The sequence below is a fragment of the Butyrivibrio sp. genome, from assembly GCF_017433805.1.
Lineage (GTDB): Bacteria > Bacillota > Clostridia > Lachnospirales > Lachnospiraceae > Butyrivibrio.
The window spans coordinates 171,445-190,238 of record NZ_JAFRGN010000011.1; the positions used below are offsets into that span (position 1 = coordinate 171,445).

Here is an 18,794-nt window from a genome sequence, read left to right on the forward strand (position 1 = left end):
CAGATCATCCAAAGAACCCGGAATACCTGACAAAGGCAAAAGCAAGTAGCCATATTATCGGATACAGAATATCCGCAATGCGCACTTTCTTTTTCCTGATCCTGAAATCTCCGGTAAAGCCTCTAAGGAGCATACTCTCATAGACATTCTCAGCCCTGTCCATGCTGCGAAGAAGCCATTGACCGACCAGTGTGCCCCAGGCCTTGTAATGAATTCCGTTCTGGTGAGGGGCTCTTAGCTTATAAGCCGTCATGATTCTGTCAGCCTCTATCGCCATGATTCCAAAGTATCTGTAGATCAGCAAAATTACTATTGCCAGCACCTTAGGCAGATGCAAAATCCTTAAGGCGTAGCAGATATCGTCTATTGATGTAGTCGCTATCAGAATGTACACCGCCAGCACACTGTAAAAGCCCTTAAGCATCACAGTGAACATTGACAGCACTCCGCCCGTCACTGGGACACTACCTATCATCCCCACAATCTGTTTGTCGAAAAATGGATTGAAAATGCCAACAAATAAAACCAGTGGCAGTATGAGCCTCATTCTGTAAATGCCTTCTTTAAAAGATAATTCGCCAGCAATGAAGCCAAAGAATGGATAAACTGACATCACGATAAGTGGAACCACTTTGTACTTGTCAAAAGATACTACGATAAAAATGTATAAAACACTAAGCAGCAGCTTCCCTAGAGGATGAAGTTCATTCATCCAGTGGGAACGCTGCTGCAGATTTTGTAATTTATTTAATTCGTTTATATTTTTCTCAATTGAATTCATATAGACAGCTTAGCATATTTTAGACTTTTATGTTGCGCTCTTATCTTTTTTCCTAAAGAATCTGAATGCATAGGAAGCACCAACGCAAACGCCAACAACCACAAGTGCTCCAACAATACCTGAGAAGCTTGTTCCTACAGCTGATTCGCTGTCCTTGAATGCATAGTCAGGTAAAAGAGATGTTGTCTCCTGGATACCTGCTGCTGTCTCGTAAGCACCGCCCTCAGCCTCAAGCTCTGATGTTCCAGCAACCTGCTCCATAGACCACTCAAGTCCATCTGGGAAAGATGATGCGAAAAGAGAAATAGCGCCGCCGCAGATAGCTGCTGCCACTGCAAGAGCAACGATTGTTCCCTTGAAGGAAAGCTTTCCTTCCTTAGCTTTGCCTTCTCCAATACCCCAAAGAAGTTCAGGTCTTGCTTCGTGAACAAATACAAGAACTGCTGCTGTAATAAGGCCTTCAACAAGACCGATTGCAAGGTGAATAGGCTGCATTGTTGCTACGAATACTGAGAATGGAAGCTCTGTTACACCTGAAAGAAGTGTCTCAAGAGTAACTGAGAATGCGCCCATCTGAAGTGTAAGCACACATCCCAAAATTGACGCAAGAATAATCTTAGCTCTGGTTGCTCCCTTTTTCATAATTGGCTTCCAAATAAGCAGGGCACCCACAAAACACCCGTAAAAGGCCATATTCCATATATTACATCCAAGTGCAAGAAGTCCTCCGTCAGCAAATAACAGGCACTGAACCAGAAGCACTCCTATCATAGTAAGGAATCCTGCGCAAGGTCCGAGCATAGCTGAAAGCATCATACCTCCGCAAAGATGTCCTGATGAACCTGTTCCAGGAATAGTAAAGTTGAGCATCTGTGTAGCAAATACAAAAGCTCCCATTACACCCATTACAGGGATTTTCTTAGGATCATTTTCCTCTCTAACTTTCTTTACAGAAACACCTGCTGCTCCTGTAGATAAAACATACATTGTTCCAGCAACTGCTGGTGCCACAAGGGCGTCTGCCATGTGCATAAAAATGCCTCCTCTATATAACCAAATAATAAGGCCGACTGTAAGAGTCGACCTTGGTCTCTCTATCAGCAACTAGTATAATAGAGGCCCATATTTATCCACAAGCCCCCTAGGGGGTTGTTTTTTTGTAGTAATTATCTACCTTACAGAAGCATCACATCCCGAAAGCTCAGGCTTTAACCTGTTCAAATAATTTTCGAATTGCAACATCATAAGGTGCGCGCAGAACCCCATACTCAGTAACAATTCCTGTGATAAGTTCATTATCTGTTACATCGAACGCAGGATTATACACCTTAACCCCCTCTGGAGCCATGCGCTCCTTGTACCACATCTCAGTAACCTCTTCAGGCTTGCGCTGCTCAATCTTGATTTCATCACCTGTTGGAGTGTTGATATCAATAGTTGATGTAGGTGCGCACACATAGAATGGAATATTGTAACGCTTAGCAACTGTGGCAACTACGCTTGTTCCAATCTTATTGGCAGCATCTCCGTTAGCAGCAACTCTGTCGCAGCCAACAAAGATAGCATTGATAGCGCCGCTCTTCATAAGTGACGCAGACATATTATCGCACAAAAGAGTAGTATCTATTCCTGCAGAATGAAGCTCATAAGCTGTAAGTCTGGCTCCCTGCAAAAGAGGTCTTGTCTCATCGCAGTAGACTTTGATCTTCATTCCTTTTTCGTGAGCAAGATACATTGGTGCTGTAGCTGTACCATACTTACAGGTTGCAAGCTGTCCAGCGTTACAGTGTGTCAGAAGTCCATAGCCATCCTCAATAAGAGTAAGACCATTTTCTCCAATTCTTCTGCAGACATCGATATCCTCAGCTTTGATGCGCTCTGACTCTGCCTTCATCTCCGCGATAACTGCCGCTCTGTCAAAGCTCTTTCCTTCCTCACAGAATTCTTTTACATGAGCTTCCATTCTCTTAAGAGCCCATGAAAGATTAACTGCAGTAGGTCTTGAAGAGTTGAGATAATCACTCTTTTCCCTAAACTCTGTCATGAACGCCTCGTAGCTATCTGCCTCAGAATGCTTCATGAGAAGGTAAATTCCAAAGCCAGCTGTTACGCCAATAGCTGGAGCTCCTCTTACCTGCAAAAGATATATCGCATCCCATATCTCTTTACCTGTATGGAGTCTTATCATCTCTGTCTTGCCAGGAAGAAGAGTCTGATCAATTATCTCTATGGCATCAACCTCATCTACAAGTGCCACTGTTTCATAATCCAAAATGTTGCTCATACTGTGCTGCTCCTTTTTATCCATAAATCTGATAATTATTCATACCAAACCGTATTCACCAGTTAATTTCGTGCCTGCCAGCCTCAAGTTCCTTTTCCTCGCCTGTTGGAAGAGTAAGTGTGCAGGTTGTTCCCTCGGGAACAGTACATGAAATCTGCCTTGCTTCAGAATCCCATGACACTCTGATAATACCACGTCTTGACTTATAGGCGCCCTCAGCTTTGTTCACGCCCTGTCCCATCATTGGTTTTACAAAAAAGTGCTCGTATCCAGCTGCGTTTTCATCTGGTCTGATTCCCAGAATATCGCTGTAACAAAAAGCACAAACGCTTGAATACGCTGCATGGTTAAGCGAGCCTGTCAGTTCATACTGATCTCCAGGATAATCATTCCCTGCGCTGTCCTGATATCTGAATGCCATAAGATCCTCAGGATTAGTAGTAAGTCCCAGAGAAAGTGGATGTGCAAGTCCTCCAGGTGCTTCGTTAGTCATTACCTTGATCGCTGTATCCACATAGCCATTCTGAGAAAGCGCCGGCAGATAATTAGCCATTCCCGCGTATCCTGGATAAAAGAGGTATGCACCATACTCACTCAGAATATTTAGTCTCTCTGCTGCATCCTGCTTCATTTCCTCAGGGAAAAGATCAAACGCAATGCCAAGAGCATAGGCAGTTTCTGATTCCACGTCAGAATTCAGAATACCTGCTGCCACAGAGCCGTCTTCTCTGATAAAGGTCTCCTGCCACTTTCTTGTGAACTCATTAGCATATCCGTCATAGATCTCTGTCAGCGCCTCATCTTCTCTTACTCTGTGCATGTTGGCCACAAGTCTTGCTGAATGAGCTGCCCACGCAGTATCTGTAAGGGTCTCAGGTGTAGACTGTCCAGATAAATGATCACCATAACCTCCGGATGATAAAAGAAAATCATCTGCGGTAGCAACAAGGTAATTCACCCATCTCTCGGCCGCATCCACATTTTCAGCGATTATTGTCTCATCGCCATATTGCAGATAAGCATTCCAGGTAATCTGAGTTATACTATCACCCCAACAGCTGTGTCCGCCGAACGGATTGCGTCTTGGTGCCACATCACTTATGGCGCCGTTTTCTTCCTGTTGAACTCTTAATTCTCTTAGATAGTTGCGATAAAAAGCTTCTGAATCATACTGGTACATTGCAAAGCCTGATACAGCCTGCGCATCACCGCTCCATCCAAGTCTTTCATCTCTCTGAGCACAGTCTGTAGGGTTATCCATCAAATTAGATCTAAGGCTATACACTGAATTCTGATATAACGCGTTTATCGTCTCGTTTGAGCAGTGGAACTCTCCTGTCTGCTCCATTCCAGATGAAAGAGCAAGCGCTGTAATGGCTTCTTCAGGTATTGCCACGTCAAGTCCAGTAACTTCCATGTATCTGAAACCATGATAGGTATGTGAAAAGCATATATCCTTCTGAGAAGCCTTCGTTCCATACACGTAATAATCTGTATTTCTTGCAGACAAAAGCCCTCTCGTCCAAACTGTTCCAGTCACATCATCAGAATTGACGAGATTATTATCATTCAGGAACTCTCCAAATCTGAAGGTCAAAACATCGCCGTCTTTTAGCATAACTGCATCACATAGCAGGTCTTTATCAATCCTGATCGTGCCTGCCACATTCTGGCCAAAGTCGTATACAAAATGGCCTGGCTCTGGTTCTTTTACGCTGACAACATTTAATCTGTTCCAAACAGAAATTGAATCATTCTCCTTATGCCTGCATGCTACATTCAGGAACTTTTCTTCTACCGCATCAACAAGTGGTGCCTGGAAATCCTCAGCCTCGGCGATATCATATCTATCATCGATTATCTCGCCCTGATAAATATCATTAAATCTGTATCTGCTCTCTTTTGACACCAGGAACGACTCATCTGTTGGAATTATCTCCCTGCTGCCATCCCTGTAATTAATTACAAGCTCGCCCTTAACTGCCAGCTTGTCACCCCAGGGACTTGCAACCTCAGGATATCCAACGCCTCTGTCAAAAAAGCCATGGAAAAGACCTATTTCCAGCTCGTTTGTATCAGCTATAAGCTCAGTTACATCATAGGAAACATAGCTTAGATACTGATCAAACACCATCTTACCAGGATCAAAAAAATGTTCTGAAACAGCCTGTCCATTGATGCTGGCATCAAAGCTTCCCAGTGCTGTCATATATAGATATGCACTCTCTACGCTAGCCTTATCTACGTTAAACTCCCTTTTGAACACAGGTGCAGCATCACTGTCTGTCTCAGACAACAAAAAGCCTGAGGATACCACAAGACTCCTGCCCTTTGTGTCATAATTGGTCTTATAGTAAAAAGGTGAAAATGCACTTTCCTTAGAATTAGCATAATCATTCTCGTGAAGATTATTGACAAAGTTTCCATCAAAATCTTCTGCAAACAGTTCCTGGTCGCCAGCTGTAACTACGATATCATCAACAGAAGCTACATCTGTTCCCCTTGACTTATAGGTACCAACGCATCCAAGGCCAAATTCAGGAACTGAAATTTCTCCAAGACTATTATCATCTACAAAAATCTGCGCCTTATCACCAGTAACTTTTATATTCATACTGTAGACTCTTCCGGCAATGGTATCATCATTTGCTTCGCCGATCGGAATCTCCAGCTTATATTCTTCATCTTCCACGCCGCCTTCAAAACTTCTGAAGGTAAAAAATTCTCCTGCCCCAGTAGCTCTTATTCCATAAAGGGACAATCTGCCGTACTCACCTCTGGCATCTCCCAAGACAAAGCTTGCTTCTGTACCACCAATCAGCATTCTAAAAGATGCTTCGTACTCAGTAGCCCTCTCCGCAGCTCTTTCATCTATCCAGTCAGGAGCGCTGATGAAATGAGCCTTGCTCATACCAGAGTCATATTCATCCACATCAGGTACACTCTTAGTGTCGAGTGCATAGGGCTCTCCAATTATCCATGAAATCTCGCCATTATCAGCTGCACTTATCTTTGATGCACTTGCTTCGTTCGAAGACTCAGAGGCATTTAGTGCCCCCGCTTCCTCTGAAGCCACAGAATCACCATTTCCTGCATTATCTGTTGTAATGCCACATCCAACAAGTGATGTAACCAGCACAGGCAATAATAAAATTTTTGACAGTTTACTATTTCTCATATTGCGGTTAAATCCTTGTCATCAGTTCTGCAGCAACTTCGCTTCCATGCTTGGCAGCATATGAAGCCCACTTCTTGGCCTTAGCTGGATTCTTTTCACCAAAATCACCCTTAAAATATCCGACAGCAATCTCTTCTGCCGCCTCAATACTACCCTTGCCAGCCTTATCTATGAGGTCTAATAATTTCTGTTTCTTATCCACTACAAATAACTCCATTCATTTAAAACTTGTTACGTTTTTCCGCTTTCATATAATACCATGTATGCGTTATTCGAACAAATTAAAACTGCCCCAGCAAATGCCAGGGCAGCGTCCTATCTACATTTTATGAATCAACCTTTAGCTGCAAGAGCTTCTTTGATCTTCTTGGTAAGAGCTGGAACGATCTTGTTAAGATCTCCTACTACACCATAATCAGCTACATCAAAGATAGGAGCATTCTCATCCTTGTTGATAGCGATGATGATATCAGACTCTTCCATACCTGCAACGTGCTGGATAGCTCCAGAAATACCGATTGCGAAGTAGAGCTGAGGTCTAACTGTCTTACCTGTCTGACCTACCTGGAGATCCTTTGGCTTCCAGCCTGAATCTACAACAGCACGTGAGCAGGAAACTGTTCCGTTAAGAGCCTCTGCAAGATCCTCAAGAATCTTGAAGTTCTCAGGTGAACCAACTCCACGACCACCAGATACAAGAATCTTAGCAGCCTGGATATCAGCTACTGCTGATGCTTCCTTAACGATCTTAACGATCTCTGTATAGCAATCATTCTCTTCGAAACCAGGATTGTAATCAACAACCTCTGCCTTAGCACCCTTGATAGGATCGATCTTCTGCATAACGCCTGGACGAACTGTAGCCATCTGAGGACGGAAGTCTGGGCAAGCGATTGTAGCGATTGTGTTACCACCGAATGCAGGTCTTGTCATAAGGAGCTGTTTGTGCTTTGTCTCTCTAGCTGGTGATGGTTCAAGAGGGAAATCACCGATATCAAGACTTGTACAGTCAGCTGTAAGACCTGTGTGTACTCTTGATGATACTCTAGGGCCAAGATCTCTACCGATTGCTGTAGCACCAACAAGGAGGATCTCAGGCTTGAACTCATTGATTACTGATGCAAGAGCGTGTGTGTAAGGCTCTGTTCTGTAATCCTTAAGTGCAGGATCATCAACTACGATTACTCTATCAGCACCATACTCTGCAAGCTTGTCAACAAGACCCTTAACATCGCTTCCAAGAAGTACAGCTGTTACTTTTTTCTCATCAAGATCTTCTGCAAGATTCTTGGCTTTGCCCAGAAGCTCAAGTGCAATGCTTGAAAGTTCATTGTCTACCTGCTGAGCAAATATAAATACACCCTTATATTCTTCTAAAGACATGACTCTTCTCCTTTACATTTCAAGATTAAATAACATGTTTCTCAGTTAATTTTCCTACAAGATACTCTACTGCTTCATCAGCTGAATCAGGAGTAACCTTTTCGCCCTGACCCTTCTTAACCTTGTCAGAAGCCTTAGCAATCTGTGTAGGTGATCCCTTAAGACCAAGGTTTGAATCGTCAACGTCCTTAAGATCAGCTCTGCCCCAAACTGTAACTTCCTGCTCGAAAGCATCGAAGATTCCGCCTGGAGTCATATATCTAGGCTCATTGAGCTCTGAAAGAGCTGTTACAAGGCAAGGCATCTTAGCCTTAACGATGTGATATCTGTCTTCGAACTGTCTCTTAACTTCTACTGTCTTAGCCTTCTCATCTACCTTGATTTCCTCAGCATAGGAAATTACAGGAATATGAAGGTGCTCAGAAATCTGAGGACCAACCTGAGCTGTATCACCATCGATAGCCTGACGGCCTGTGATGATCAGATCATACTCAATATTTCTAAGTGCGCCAGCGATTGTAGAAGATGTTGCCCATGTATCAGCGCCGCCGAGTACTCTGTCTGTTACAAGGATTGCCTTGTCAGCGCCCATAGCAAGAGCTTCTCTCAGTACAGCATCAGCCTTAGGAAGTCCCATTGTAAGAACTGTAACCTCTGCGCCATACTGATCCTTTAATCTAAGTGCTGCCTCAAGTCCTGCCTTATCATCAGGATTCATGATAGCAAGCATTGCACCTCTATCCAATGTTCCATCGGGTTTGAACTTAACGCCGCCCTTTGTATCAGGGACCTGCTTAATGCAAACTACAACTTTCATTTTTATTCTCCTTCTATTCTCAAATTAGATGTGATTACTTAAGTAATGCGCCAGAGATAACCATTCTCTGAACCTCAGATGTACCCTCGTAGATCTCTGTGATCTTAGCATCACGCATCATTCTCTCTACTTCGTACTCTCTGATGTAACCATAACCACCATGGAGCTGAACAGCCTTAGTTGTAACATCCATTGCAACCTCAGCAGCGAAAAGCTTAGCCTTTGCAGCTTCAATTCCGTAATAGTCTTTATTCTTCTTTGCATCAGCAGCCTGATATACAAGGAGTCTTGCAGCTTCACACTGTGTAGCCATGTTTGCAAGCTGGAACTGTGTGTTCTGGAAAGCGCCGATTGCTCTACCGAACTGCTTTCTCTCTTTTACATACTCAACTGTTCTGTCAAGAGCGCCCTCTGCGATACCAAGAGCCTGAGCAGCGATACCGATACGTCCACCATCAAGTGTGTGCATAGCGATTGCGAAGCCCTTTCCTCTTGCGCCAAGAAGGTTCTCTGCTGGGATGTGGCAATCCTGGAAAATAAGCTCGTATGTGGATGAACCACGGATACCCATCTTATTCTCCTTTGTTCCGAATGTGAAACCAGGAGTATCCTTCTCAACGATGAATGCTGAGAACTTCTTCTGCTTTCTACCCTTCTTATCCTCTACAACATCTGTGTATGCGAAGATGATGTAAACATCAGCTTCCTTACCGTTTGTGATAAAGCACTTAGATCCGTTAAGAACCCACTCCTTACCATCTTCTGTAAGAACAGCCTTAGTCTGAACACCCTGAGCATCTGTACCAGCCATAGGCTCTGTAAGACCAAATGCGCCGAGCTTCTCGCCCTTTGCAAGAGGTACAAGGTACTTCTGCTTCTGCTCTTCTGTACCGTATGTAAGAATAGGATCGCAGCAAAGTGATGTGTGAGCAGATACGATAACTGCTGTTGTACCACAAACCTTTGCAAGCTCCTCTACACACATAACGTATGTAAGAGGATCACAACCCTGTCCGCCATATTCCTTTGGAACTGGAATACCCATGAAACCATACTTCTGCATCTTAGCTACAGTCTCTCTTGGGAACTCCTCTGTCTCGTCAACGTCAATTGCATGTGGCTTTACTTCTTTTTCTGCGAAATCCTTGAAAAGAGATCTGGCCATTTCATGTTGCTGATCAAGCTGAAAATCCATTATATTTTCCTCCGTTGCTTCTTTTGAAATTTATTTAAAAGAGTTATTTATCTGTAGGCACTTTATTACCATCAGCGTAGTTGTAGAAACCGATACCAGTCTTAACACCAAGCTTCTTACCACGAACCATCTTTCTAAGAAGAGGGCAAGCACGATACTTGGAATCGCCTGTCTCTGAGTAAAGAACATCCATGATAGCAAGAACGATATCAAGTCCGATGTAGTCACCGAGCTCAAGTGGTCCCATTGGATGGTTACATCCAAGCTTCATAGCTGTGTCGATACCCTGGATATCTGAAACACCTTCTGAATATACGAAGATACCTTCGTTGATCATAGGAACAAGAATTCTGTTAACAACGAAACCAGCAGCCTCGTTAACCTGAACTGGAGTCTTGCCAAGATCCTCAGAAATCTTCTTGATCTTCTCTACCATATCGTCTGGTGTGTTAGCACCCTGGATAACCTCAACAAGCTTCATAACAGGAGCTGGGTTGAAGAAGTGCATACCGATGATAGGCTTTGAAAGGCCTGAGCCGATCTCTGTGATTGAAAGAGATGATGTGTTTGAAGCAAAGATGCAATCAGGGTTCTTAACGATGTTGTCCTGAAGCTCCTTGAAAAGATTCTTCTTGATATCCATAACCTCAAGAGCAGCCTCTACTACAAGATCAGCATCAGCACAGATGTCGTTAAGACCTGTCTGAATCTTACCTGTAATCTTGTCAGCCTCTTCCTGAGTCTTCTTTCCCTTAGCAACCTGCTTATCAAGACCCTTCTTGATCTTAGCAAAGCCACCCTCTGCAAACTCTGTCTTGATATCGCAAAGATATACCTTCTCAACGCTCTCAGCCTGAGCAAATGTCTGTGCAATACCTGATCCCATTGTACCTGCACCAATAACAGCTACCTTCATTTTGTTGTCCTCCTAATATATTTATTATTATCGTTGTTAGCGCGATTACGCATTTTTAAAAGCCACTACCTTAACCTTAGCTGGATCATCTTTCTTTCTGAGGAAGTTAGCCATTCCCTCTCTCTGATCCTCTGTCTCGAAGCATGAGCCAAAGAGCTTCTCTTCGATTACAAGTGCATTGTCGATGTCTGTCTGAAGACCATCGTTGATTGCCTTCTTGCAAGCACGTACAGCGATAGGTGCGTTTGCAGCAATCTGTGATGCCATCTTCTCAGCAGCAGCAAGGAGCTCTTCCTGTGGATAAACTGCATTAACAAGACCAATTCTAAGAGCCTCGTCAGCCTTGATGTTACGTGCTGTGTAGATAAGCTGCTTAGCCATTCCAGCGCCGATAAGTCTTGCAAGTCTCTGTGTTCCACCAAAGCCAGGAGTAATTCCAAGACCTACCTCAGGCTGGCCAAACATAGCGTTCTCTGAGCAGATACGAATATCGCAGCTCATTGAAATCTCACATCCACCGCCAAGTGCAAATCCATTGATTGCAGCGATTACTGGAAGTGGGAACTGCTCGATCTTACGGAATATATCATTACCCTTCTTACCAAAAGCCTCACCCTCAGCCTTTGTAAGTGTGCTCATCTCTCCGATATCAGCACCAGCAACAAATGACTTCTCGCCAGCACCTGTAAGAACAACTGCTCTTACAACGTTTGTATCAATGCTGTCAAAAGCAGCTGCAAGATCATCAAGAACCTGTGAATTGAGAGCATTGAGTGCTTCTGGTCTGTTGATTGTAACAACAGCGATGTTTTCTTTTACTTCGCAATTAACAAAACCCATTACTATTTCCTCCTGTAATATATTGTGATAATAGCCTGCCACTAAAAAAGCAGCAGGCTACTAAAAATCTTATGCTTCGTACTTCTCTACTATAGTAGCGCAGCCCATTCCACCACCGATGCAAAGAGTAGCAAGACCCTTCTTAGCATCGTTTCTCTTAGCCATCTCATGAAGAAGAGTAACAAGGATACGACATCCTGATGCTCCAACTGGATGTCCAAGTGCAATAGCACCACCATTTACGTTAACCTTGCTCATGTCAAAGCCAAGATCCTTAGCAACTGCAACTGACTGAGCTGCAAATGCCTCGTTAGCCTCGATAAGGTCGATGTCATCAAGCGAAAGCTCTGTCTTCTTAAGAACCTTCTTGGTAGCAGCAACAGGGCCAATACCCATAACTTCTGGCTCAACACCAGCAAGAGCTCCGCCAACCCATGTAGCCATAGGCTTAACACCAAGCTCCTTAGCTTTTTCTTCGCTCATAACAACTACTGCAGCAGCGCCATCGTTGATACCTGATGCGTTACCAGCTGTTACAAGACCGCCCTCTTTACCAGAGCAGCATTTAAGCTTTGCAAGAGTCTCAACAGTTGTACCAGCACGAGGGCCCTCATCTGTCTTAAACTCAACGATTTCCTTCTTAACCTTAACTGGAACAGGAACGATCTCGTCGTTGAACTTGCCATCAGCCATAGCCTTCTCGCACTTCTGCTGAGAATTAGCTGAGAACTCGTCAAGCTCTTCTCTTGTAAGATTCCATCTGTCGCAGATATTCTCTGCTGTGATCATCATGTGATAATGATTGAAAGCGTCTGTAAGAGCATCGTTAACCATTGTATCTACAACAGTTCCGTTGTTCATACGATATCCAAAACGTGCATTAGGAAGTGCGTAAGGAGCCATAGACATGTTCTCCATACCACCGGCAACTACGATATCAGCCTCGCCAGCCTTGATGAGGTCAGCTGCCATATTGACACAGTTAAGACCAGATCCACAAACTACGTTAAGAGTAACTGCAGGAGTCTCGATTGGAAGGCCAGCCTTGATAGAAGCCTGTCTAGCTACGTTCTGTCCAAGACCTGCCTGGATAACGCATCCCATAAGTACTTCATCTACCATCTCAGGCTTAACACCTGCTCTGTTAAGTGCCTCCTTGATTACGATTGAACCAAGTTCTGCTGCAGGAGTATTGCTGAGAGCTCCGCCCATCTTACCAATAGCTGTTCTACAAGCGCCTGCTATAACTACTTTCTGTGCCATAAAGTTTTCCTCCATATAACTCGTTAAATTTTTATCAGAACAGAATAATTGTAGCACACACATTAGGCAAATGCAACAAAAACTATCAATCTTCCGTTAGATTTTTATTTAAAAGCCATAAAATTGATATTTATTTATCAATTTGTTGTTAAAAAAATAACAGTGCCGTATTCCTACAACACTGTTATTTCAATCATTTAATTAAGTTTGATAACCAAGGGCTTTATCATACTTCTGGTTCAATAAGTCCGTATGTATTTCCCTTTCTCTTATAAACTACATTAACCTGATCAGTTTCTGCATTTACAAATACAAAGAAATTATGTCCCAGAAGCTCCATCTGAACACATGCATCCTCAGCATACATAGGCTTAGGATCAAACTTCTTCATGCGCTCGATGCGGATGTCCTCATCGTCCATATAATCAGTCTCAATGTATTCCTTCTTGAAGTTGCTGGCTTCTGCCTGCTGTTTGTCTACCAGTTTGCTCTTATACTTCTTGAGCTGTCTCTCAATAACCTCCTCTACGAGATCGATTGATACATACATATCATTGCTGATCTGCTCTGCACGGATAATTTTTCCTTTTACGGGAATGGTAACTTCGATTTTATGTCTCTCTTTATCCACATTAAGAGTGACATTTGCGTTAGTATCGGGAGTGAAATACTTCTCCAGCTTGCCTATCTTTTCCTCGACTGCGGAACGAAGGCCAGGTGTTACTTCGATGTTCTTTCCTACGATTGTAAATTTCATGCAATCATCCCCTTTTCGATAGCCTACAATAATTTCTGAAAAAAGAAATATCTTCAGCCATTATTTAAGACAATTCAGCGCTCTATGCAGTTTTTGTCTATACGCTATTATACCATTGAATAAAGCACAGATGCAATTTATTAGAGTAATGCTAAACATAATCTTTTTATTAACAAGTTGTTTTTGTGCAATATGCACAATAAATAGCTATTGCTTTCAATTGTGCAAAACTCGTTTGTTTTCAACCCTATTTGTGGACAATGTGGATAACTTCGTGTATAAGTTGTTAAAATCGGCATTCTTATCCTGTGGATTGTGGATAACTTATAAAGAAAATGTGAAAAAAAAATATTAATTTCATGTTGACTTTTGGTTTTATGTGCAAATGTGAGAAATGTAAACTCGAAATTGCTGCGCAATTCCTCGTTTCATGGCGTTCGCCATATGTAAATAAAAAAATACAGGTTATCAAGAATAAATTCCCGATAACCTGTATTATTATTTACACATTTCTCACTTTTAGAAAATCCTTCTAACCGCAAGTACTGTTCTGTAGTCCGCATTTGAAACCTTGATACCAGTCTTGGCTGTACTAGCGTGTACGATCTGACCATTACCAATATAGATAGCAACGTGACCAGAGTAGCATACGATATCACCAGGCTGTGCATTAGCAAGTCCATCAACAGCTGCGCCAACTGATCTGTCAGCACCAGAGCTATGAGGAAGACTAACACCAAAATTGTTATAAACACTCATTACAAATCCTGAACAGTCAGCACCGTTTGTCAAGCTGGTTCCACCATATACATATGGATTACCAACGAACTGAAGTGCAAACTGAGCAACTGCAGAACCGATAGAGCTTGTAGCTGTAGTATAAGAACTAGCTGAATTGTAGCTGCTTGATCCTGAAGAGCTTGAAGACTTGGAAGTATTGCTCTTAGCCGCCTTGTTAGCTGCTGCTCTTGCTGCAGCTTCCTTAGCAAGACGAGCTTCCTCTTCAGCCTTGGACTCAGCCTTAACGAATTCAGTAGAAAGAGTTACGTAATCAGTAGATACGTATCCGTCACCTTCCTCGATACTAACCTTAACCCATCCATCGAGCTCTTCCTCAACAACAAGTTCGTCCTCGATAGGAACAAGACCGATAACTTCTGCATCAAGTCCTGCACCATTTCTAACCTTAAGGGTTGTAGTAGTAACAGTAGCGATTCTGGTTCCAACTTCCTTGGCAAGTTCAACTGCATCATCACCTGTGACACAAAACTCCGCCTTAACAAAGCCTTCTACAGAACCTGACTGGATCTTGTACCATCCATCCTGCTCCTCTATATAAGTACCAACTGACTTATCATAGAGCTTACCAACGATCTCGCCTTCTTCACTAGGAATATCTCTTACATTAACGTAATTAGTAACCTTAGCGATAACAAGAGACTTGAAGAGTTCCTCTTCTGATTCCTCTGAACTCTCAGCTGTAGCCTCTGTAGCTAACTCCTGAGTGTTCTTAATAACAGCACCTGTTGCATTCTGAATATCTGTCAGAACGCTGTCTGTTACTGTAGAAGCAAGTGGTGTTACATCTGTTACTGCATCTGATAAATCCACCTTGTCACTTGAAGTGCTGCTGGTAGATGAAGTTTCTGATTGAGTCTTTTCGGCTTCAACTGACTGCTGCAAAGATGACAATGACACCTGGTTATTACCAAGTGCAAAAGTAATACCAGCCTGAGGCATTACATCTGACACCTTGTTATTTGATGCAGCAAAAGCGTCTATATCTGAACCAAAAAAAGTAAGAGCAGCTGTAACTGATAATGCGACAAGCTGCATTTTCGCTTTTCTCAAAACTGACCTCCAAATTGTTACGAAATTTGTTACATCTTTTTAGAATATAAACTAATTCTAAATTTTTGTCAACCCTAAAATAATTTAAGAAGTGACGAAAAACCGTTATTTTCGCCACTTCTTAGCCTTCTTAAACGTTTTATTGCGTTTCTTTTTCTTCTATATTAAGGTGTTATTTTTCTTTTCCAACAAGGAAGTCCTGAACAGAAGTTACAGCATTAGCGCCATCTGCAACAGCTGTTACAATCTGACGAAGTCTCTTTTTTCTAGAATCACCAGCAACGAAAATTCCTGGTGCAGAAGTTGCTCCGTCTTCATTCGCAATTACGTAACCTTTTTCGTCACACTCTATCAGATTTTCGAATAAATCTGTTGATGGAACAATACCAATCGCTACAAAAATACCATCGACGTTCACGTCATTTATTTCTTTGTTCTTAACGTTTTCTACAACTAGGTGAGTAACCTTATCCTCGCCCTTGATTTCCTTAACAACGCTATCCCAGATAACTTCTACATTATCAAGACCAAAGAGCTCTTCCTGTAATATCTTGGTTGCTCTAAGCTCATCTCTTCTGTGGATAAGATATACCTTGCTGCAGAATCTTGAAAGGAAGATTGCATCCTCAACAGCAACATCTCCGCCGCCATTTACAGCTGTTACCTTTCCTCTATAGAACGCGCCATCACAGGTAGCGCAATATGAAACTCCCTTACCAATGTATTCCTCTTCTCCAGGAATCTGTAACTTGGAATGGTGTGCTCCTGTAGCAAGAATAACTGTATGTGTCTCAAACTCACCATTATCTGTAACTACCTTATATACTGGAGCATTTGTATCAGAACCCTTATCTACGCACTCAACACCTGTTACAGTCGCATCTACAAATTCTGCTCCAAGCTTATCAGCATGCTCCCTGAACTTCATACCAAGGTCAAATCCATTCACTCCTGGAATTCCAAGATAATTGTCTACCTCGTAAGTATCAATGATCTGACCACCACTAACTGGGTTTTTTTCAATAATTATCATATTAAGTCCAGCTCTTTTAGCATAGACAGCAGCTGAAAGGCCTGCAGGGCCAGAACCTATAATTACAAGATCGTACATAATAACCTCCTTCAAAAAACCTTTTTGTATATGAAACTTTTATATTGATTGTGTACAATTTAATTTTATAGTAACACATTTTGATATTTTGTAAATACATTAATTCTAAAAAGATAATTAACTTATTCTATATCCATCCACCATCGATGGTTATTACCTGTCCGGTCATATATGAAGGCGCTTCTGCAACCTTGAGTGCGAGCTGTGCCACATCATCAGTGGTTCCCAGCCTGTCCATTGGAATCTCTCCCCTAAGCTCCTCCATATCCTCATCACTCAGGTGCTGCCTGTTCATATCCGTATCTATCACTCCACAGGCTACTGCATTGACACTAATTCCGCTTGGCGCCAGTTCTTTTGCAAGTGCCTTGGTAAAAGAATTAACGCCGCCCTTAGAAGCTGAATACGCAACTTCACAGGATGCTCCAACATTTCCCCAGACTGAAGAAATATTGATTATTCTTCCACTGTGTTTTTTGACCATCATAGGAACAGCGAGCTTACTGATATAAAAAAGAGAGTCCAGGTTAGTAGACATAAGCCTGTCCCAATCAGCCACTTCCATATCTGTGAGAAGCCCCATCCACGCTACTCCGGCATTATTTACTACAATATCTATATCATCTATCTGCTCAAATACTTCTTTTACAGCCTGAAAATTCCCTACATCACATTTAAATGCTCTGGCTGTTATCCCGTTCTTATCAGCTATCTCCCGGCAAAAAGCTTCCAGCGCATCTATATTATTCTGACACAACAAAATAAGGTCATCCCCAGACTCTGCAAAAGCCTGTGCTATACCTCGTCCTATACCTCTTGATGCGCCAGTTATCAAAACCTTTCTTTTCATAAAAACCTCTCGATAAAAAATATGCCGCCAGGCACATTTATAACAAAACCGAGGAGCAAAAACTCCTCGGTTACTATTGTCGCAAATATTACGCTTATTAGCAATGCTCAAGTGCCGTTAATACGCTTTCCTCCAAAAATGGCTTGGCAATAAACTCGGTAGCACCGAACTTAACGGCCTCAACCATCTTCTCTTTCTGTCCAGCTGCAGTTATCATTATAACCTTGGCATTTGGATCAAACTTTCTGATAAGCTTAAGTGACTCTAAGCCATCAATGACAGGCATTGTAATATCCATAGTCACGATATCAGGCTGCATCTTAACATACAGATCATATCCTTCCTGACCATTTACAGCCTCTCCTATTACCTCATAGCCAGCTCTATCCAAAATGTCTTTTAATACTCTTCGAGATGTTCTGGAATCATCTACAATCAGTACTCTCTTCATGACTTACCTCCGGCCCATTCAATTATTCATAAATAGTTTTATCAACCTATGTTAACATCGTCACCTATACCACTGAGCAAAATAATCTCTCCACCGCTTATGCAAACAGGTAAAGCTACGATAGAGCTTCCTCTTGTCTCTGTGTACGTTACTGAAAACTCCGGCGGTTCAAGTTCCACCTTGGATCCAGTCCTGCTCTTTTCTGTGGCATATAGTCCGTTAATACAGTTGATAAATTCACAGGTTGCATCAAGAGCATCTTCTTCGGTCTCGATGAACTCCTCCTTGGTGTATGAAACAGCCAGCTTCTCCACATCCTGATATTTACCACAGATGGCTAATGTAGCCTTTTCATCGCCATGGAATTTCTGATAGCCTATTACTTCGCTTCTGAGGGATTCTATCTTATAGGCGTTGCCTATAGATACATGATTATCTATAAGTCTGTACATAGTCTTAACCGCAATGGTGATTAGTTCTTTGTGGGCTGCAAATTCTTCGCGCACGAAAATAGGAACTATTCTGTCAATGTTGTTCGACTTAAGCTCCACCAGATCAGTCTCTGTATATCCAAATTCCCTCTGATACTCCACTTCTGCATTATGTATCTGCTCCATGGACATAATGTTCTCGTCAACAATAGCCTGCAAAAACGCAAGATAATCATTGCCCTGAAGCTCTAATAATCTACCAAGCTGAGCCTGAGACAGATATCCTTTGTCTATTGCAATATCACCAAACTTCATATTCATTGAAGCCTGCAAGCCATTAACCTGCTCAGCCTGAGCTATCGTCATAAGCTTTTCAGAAACAGCTATAACACCAAGCTTTGCTCTGTTATTATCCTGTGCCTTATATACCTGCAGCAATTGCTGTTTGGTTAAAAGACCTTTCTCTAGCATGTAATTGCCAAGCAATCTATCCAGCATATTCTACCTCAGTGAGATGAAAAAACGGATACTAGTCTACATTATATATTTTAGACTAATATCCGTTTATAAACAAGCCAATTATAGTTAATGCCTATTTAGTTGTCTTTGTTCTCATTCATCCTTGCCATAGCCTGGTTAAGCGCTTTCTGCACAGCAACTTCCTGTGAATCAGATGCAGCACCTCC

17 protein-coding genes are annotated in these 18,794 nt (G+C 42.4%); all 17 read right to left on the reverse strand.

Translation table 11 applies throughout. The features are described 5' to 3' along the window. Positions 1 to 4 precede the first annotated feature (4 nt). Complete coding sequence (gene cbiQ / locus IJI01_RS03190; protein WP_292185734.1) at positions 5 to 712, reverse strand: cobalt ECF transporter T component CbiQ; 708 nt, start codon at positions 710 to 712, stop codon at positions 5 to 7. A gap of 96 nt (positions 713 to 808) precedes the next feature. Next, on the reverse strand, positions 809 to 1,813 hold the full coding sequence (locus tag IJI01_RS03195) for an energy-coupling factor ABC transporter permease (protein ID WP_292185737.1): 1,005 nt from the start codon (positions 1,811 to 1,813) through the stop codon (positions 809 to 811). Positions 1,814 to 1,982: 169 nt separating this feature from the next. After that, the gene (gene mtnA / locus IJI01_RS03200) at positions 1,983 to 3,065 is read right to left on the reverse strand and encodes an S-methyl-5-thioribose-1-phosphate isomerase (protein WP_292185740.1); all 1,083 of its coding nucleotides are present in this window, start codon (positions 3,063 to 3,065) and stop codon (positions 1,983 to 1,985) included. A gap of 55 nt (positions 3,066 to 3,120) precedes the next feature. Further along, positions 3,121 to 6,243: an alpha-L-rhamnosidase gene (locus IJI01_RS03205; RefSeq protein ID WP_292185743.1), complete on the reverse strand. Its 3,123-nt coding sequence runs from the start codon at positions 6,241 to 6,243 to the stop codon at positions 3,121 to 3,123. Positions 6,244 to 6,250: 7 nt separating this feature from the next. Beyond that, positions 6,251 to 6,445 carry a hypothetical protein gene (locus IJI01_RS03210; protein WP_292185746.1) on the reverse strand — a complete coding sequence of 65 codons (195 nt, stop codon included), beginning with the start codon at positions 6,443 to 6,445 and terminating at the stop codon, positions 6,251 to 6,253. Between the two features lie 131 nt (positions 6,446 to 6,576). Continuing rightward, complete coding sequence (locus tag IJI01_RS03215) at positions 6,577 to 7,626, reverse strand: electron transfer flavoprotein subunit alpha/FixB family protein (RefSeq protein ID WP_292185749.1); 1,050 nt, start codon at positions 7,624 to 7,626, stop codon at positions 6,577 to 6,579. Between the two features lie 25 nt (positions 7,627 to 7,651). Next, positions 7,652 to 8,443, reverse strand: coding sequence for an electron transfer flavoprotein subunit beta/FixA family protein (locus IJI01_RS03220; RefSeq protein WP_292185752.1), 792 nt, complete (start codon positions 8,441 to 8,443; stop codon positions 7,652 to 7,654). 34 nt (positions 8,444 to 8,477) lie between these two features. Beyond that, positions 8,478 to 9,638 carry an acyl-CoA dehydrogenase gene (locus IJI01_RS03225; protein WP_292185754.1) on the reverse strand — a complete coding sequence of 387 codons (1,161 nt, stop codon included), beginning with the start codon at positions 9,636 to 9,638 and terminating at the stop codon, positions 8,478 to 8,480. A 43-nt stretch (positions 9,639 to 9,681) separates the two neighbouring features. Further along, positions 9,682 to 10,554 carry a 3-hydroxyacyl-CoA dehydrogenase family protein gene (locus tag IJI01_RS03230; protein WP_292185756.1) on the reverse strand — a complete coding sequence of 291 codons (873 nt, stop codon included), beginning with the start codon at positions 10,552 to 10,554 and terminating at the stop codon, positions 9,682 to 9,684. Between the two features lie 45 nt (positions 10,555 to 10,599). After that, on the reverse strand, positions 10,600 to 11,394 hold the full coding sequence (locus IJI01_RS03235; RefSeq protein WP_292185758.1) for an enoyl-CoA hydratase-related protein: 795 nt from the start codon (positions 11,392 to 11,394) through the stop codon (positions 10,600 to 10,602). A 69-nt stretch (positions 11,395 to 11,463) separates the two neighbouring features. Beyond that, positions 11,464 to 12,657 carry an acetyl-CoA C-acetyltransferase gene (locus IJI01_RS03240; RefSeq protein WP_292185761.1) on the reverse strand — a complete coding sequence of 398 codons (1,194 nt, stop codon included), beginning with the start codon at positions 12,655 to 12,657 and terminating at the stop codon, positions 11,464 to 11,466. 226 nt (positions 12,658 to 12,883) lie between these two features. Beyond that, a complete protein-coding gene (gene hpf / locus IJI01_RS03245; RefSeq protein ID WP_292185764.1) occupies positions 12,884 to 13,414 on the reverse strand; it encodes a ribosome hibernation-promoting factor, HPF/YfiA family in 531 nt (176 codons plus the stop codon). 519 nt (positions 13,415 to 13,933) lie between these two features. Then, positions 13,934 to 15,265 (reverse strand): C40 family peptidase, encoded by a 1,332-nt coding sequence (locus IJI01_RS03250; RefSeq protein WP_292185767.1) that lies wholly within the window; start codon positions 15,263 to 15,265, stop codon positions 13,934 to 13,936. Between the two features lie 172 nt (positions 15,266 to 15,437). After that, on the reverse strand, positions 15,438 to 16,376 hold the full coding sequence (gene trxB / locus IJI01_RS03255) for a thioredoxin-disulfide reductase (protein ID WP_292185769.1): 939 nt from the start codon (positions 16,374 to 16,376) through the stop codon (positions 15,438 to 15,440). A gap of 127 nt (positions 16,377 to 16,503) precedes the next feature. Continuing rightward, the gene (gene ymfI / locus IJI01_RS03260; protein WP_292185773.1) at positions 16,504 to 17,226 is read right to left on the reverse strand and encodes an elongation factor P 5-aminopentanone reductase; all 723 of its coding nucleotides are present in this window, start codon (positions 17,224 to 17,226) and stop codon (positions 16,504 to 16,506) included. A 97-nt stretch (positions 17,227 to 17,323) separates the two neighbouring features. Further along, a complete protein-coding gene (locus IJI01_RS03265) occupies positions 17,324 to 17,677 on the reverse strand; it encodes a response regulator (RefSeq protein ID WP_292185776.1) in 354 nt (117 codons plus the stop codon). Positions 17,678 to 17,718: 41 nt separating this feature from the next. Next, positions 17,719 to 18,606, reverse strand: a complete 888-nt coding sequence (locus IJI01_RS03270) for a chemotaxis protein CheX (protein ID WP_292185779.1) — start codon at positions 18,604 to 18,606, stop codon at positions 17,719 to 17,721. Between the last annotated feature and the right edge of the window lie 188 nt (positions 18,607 to 18,794).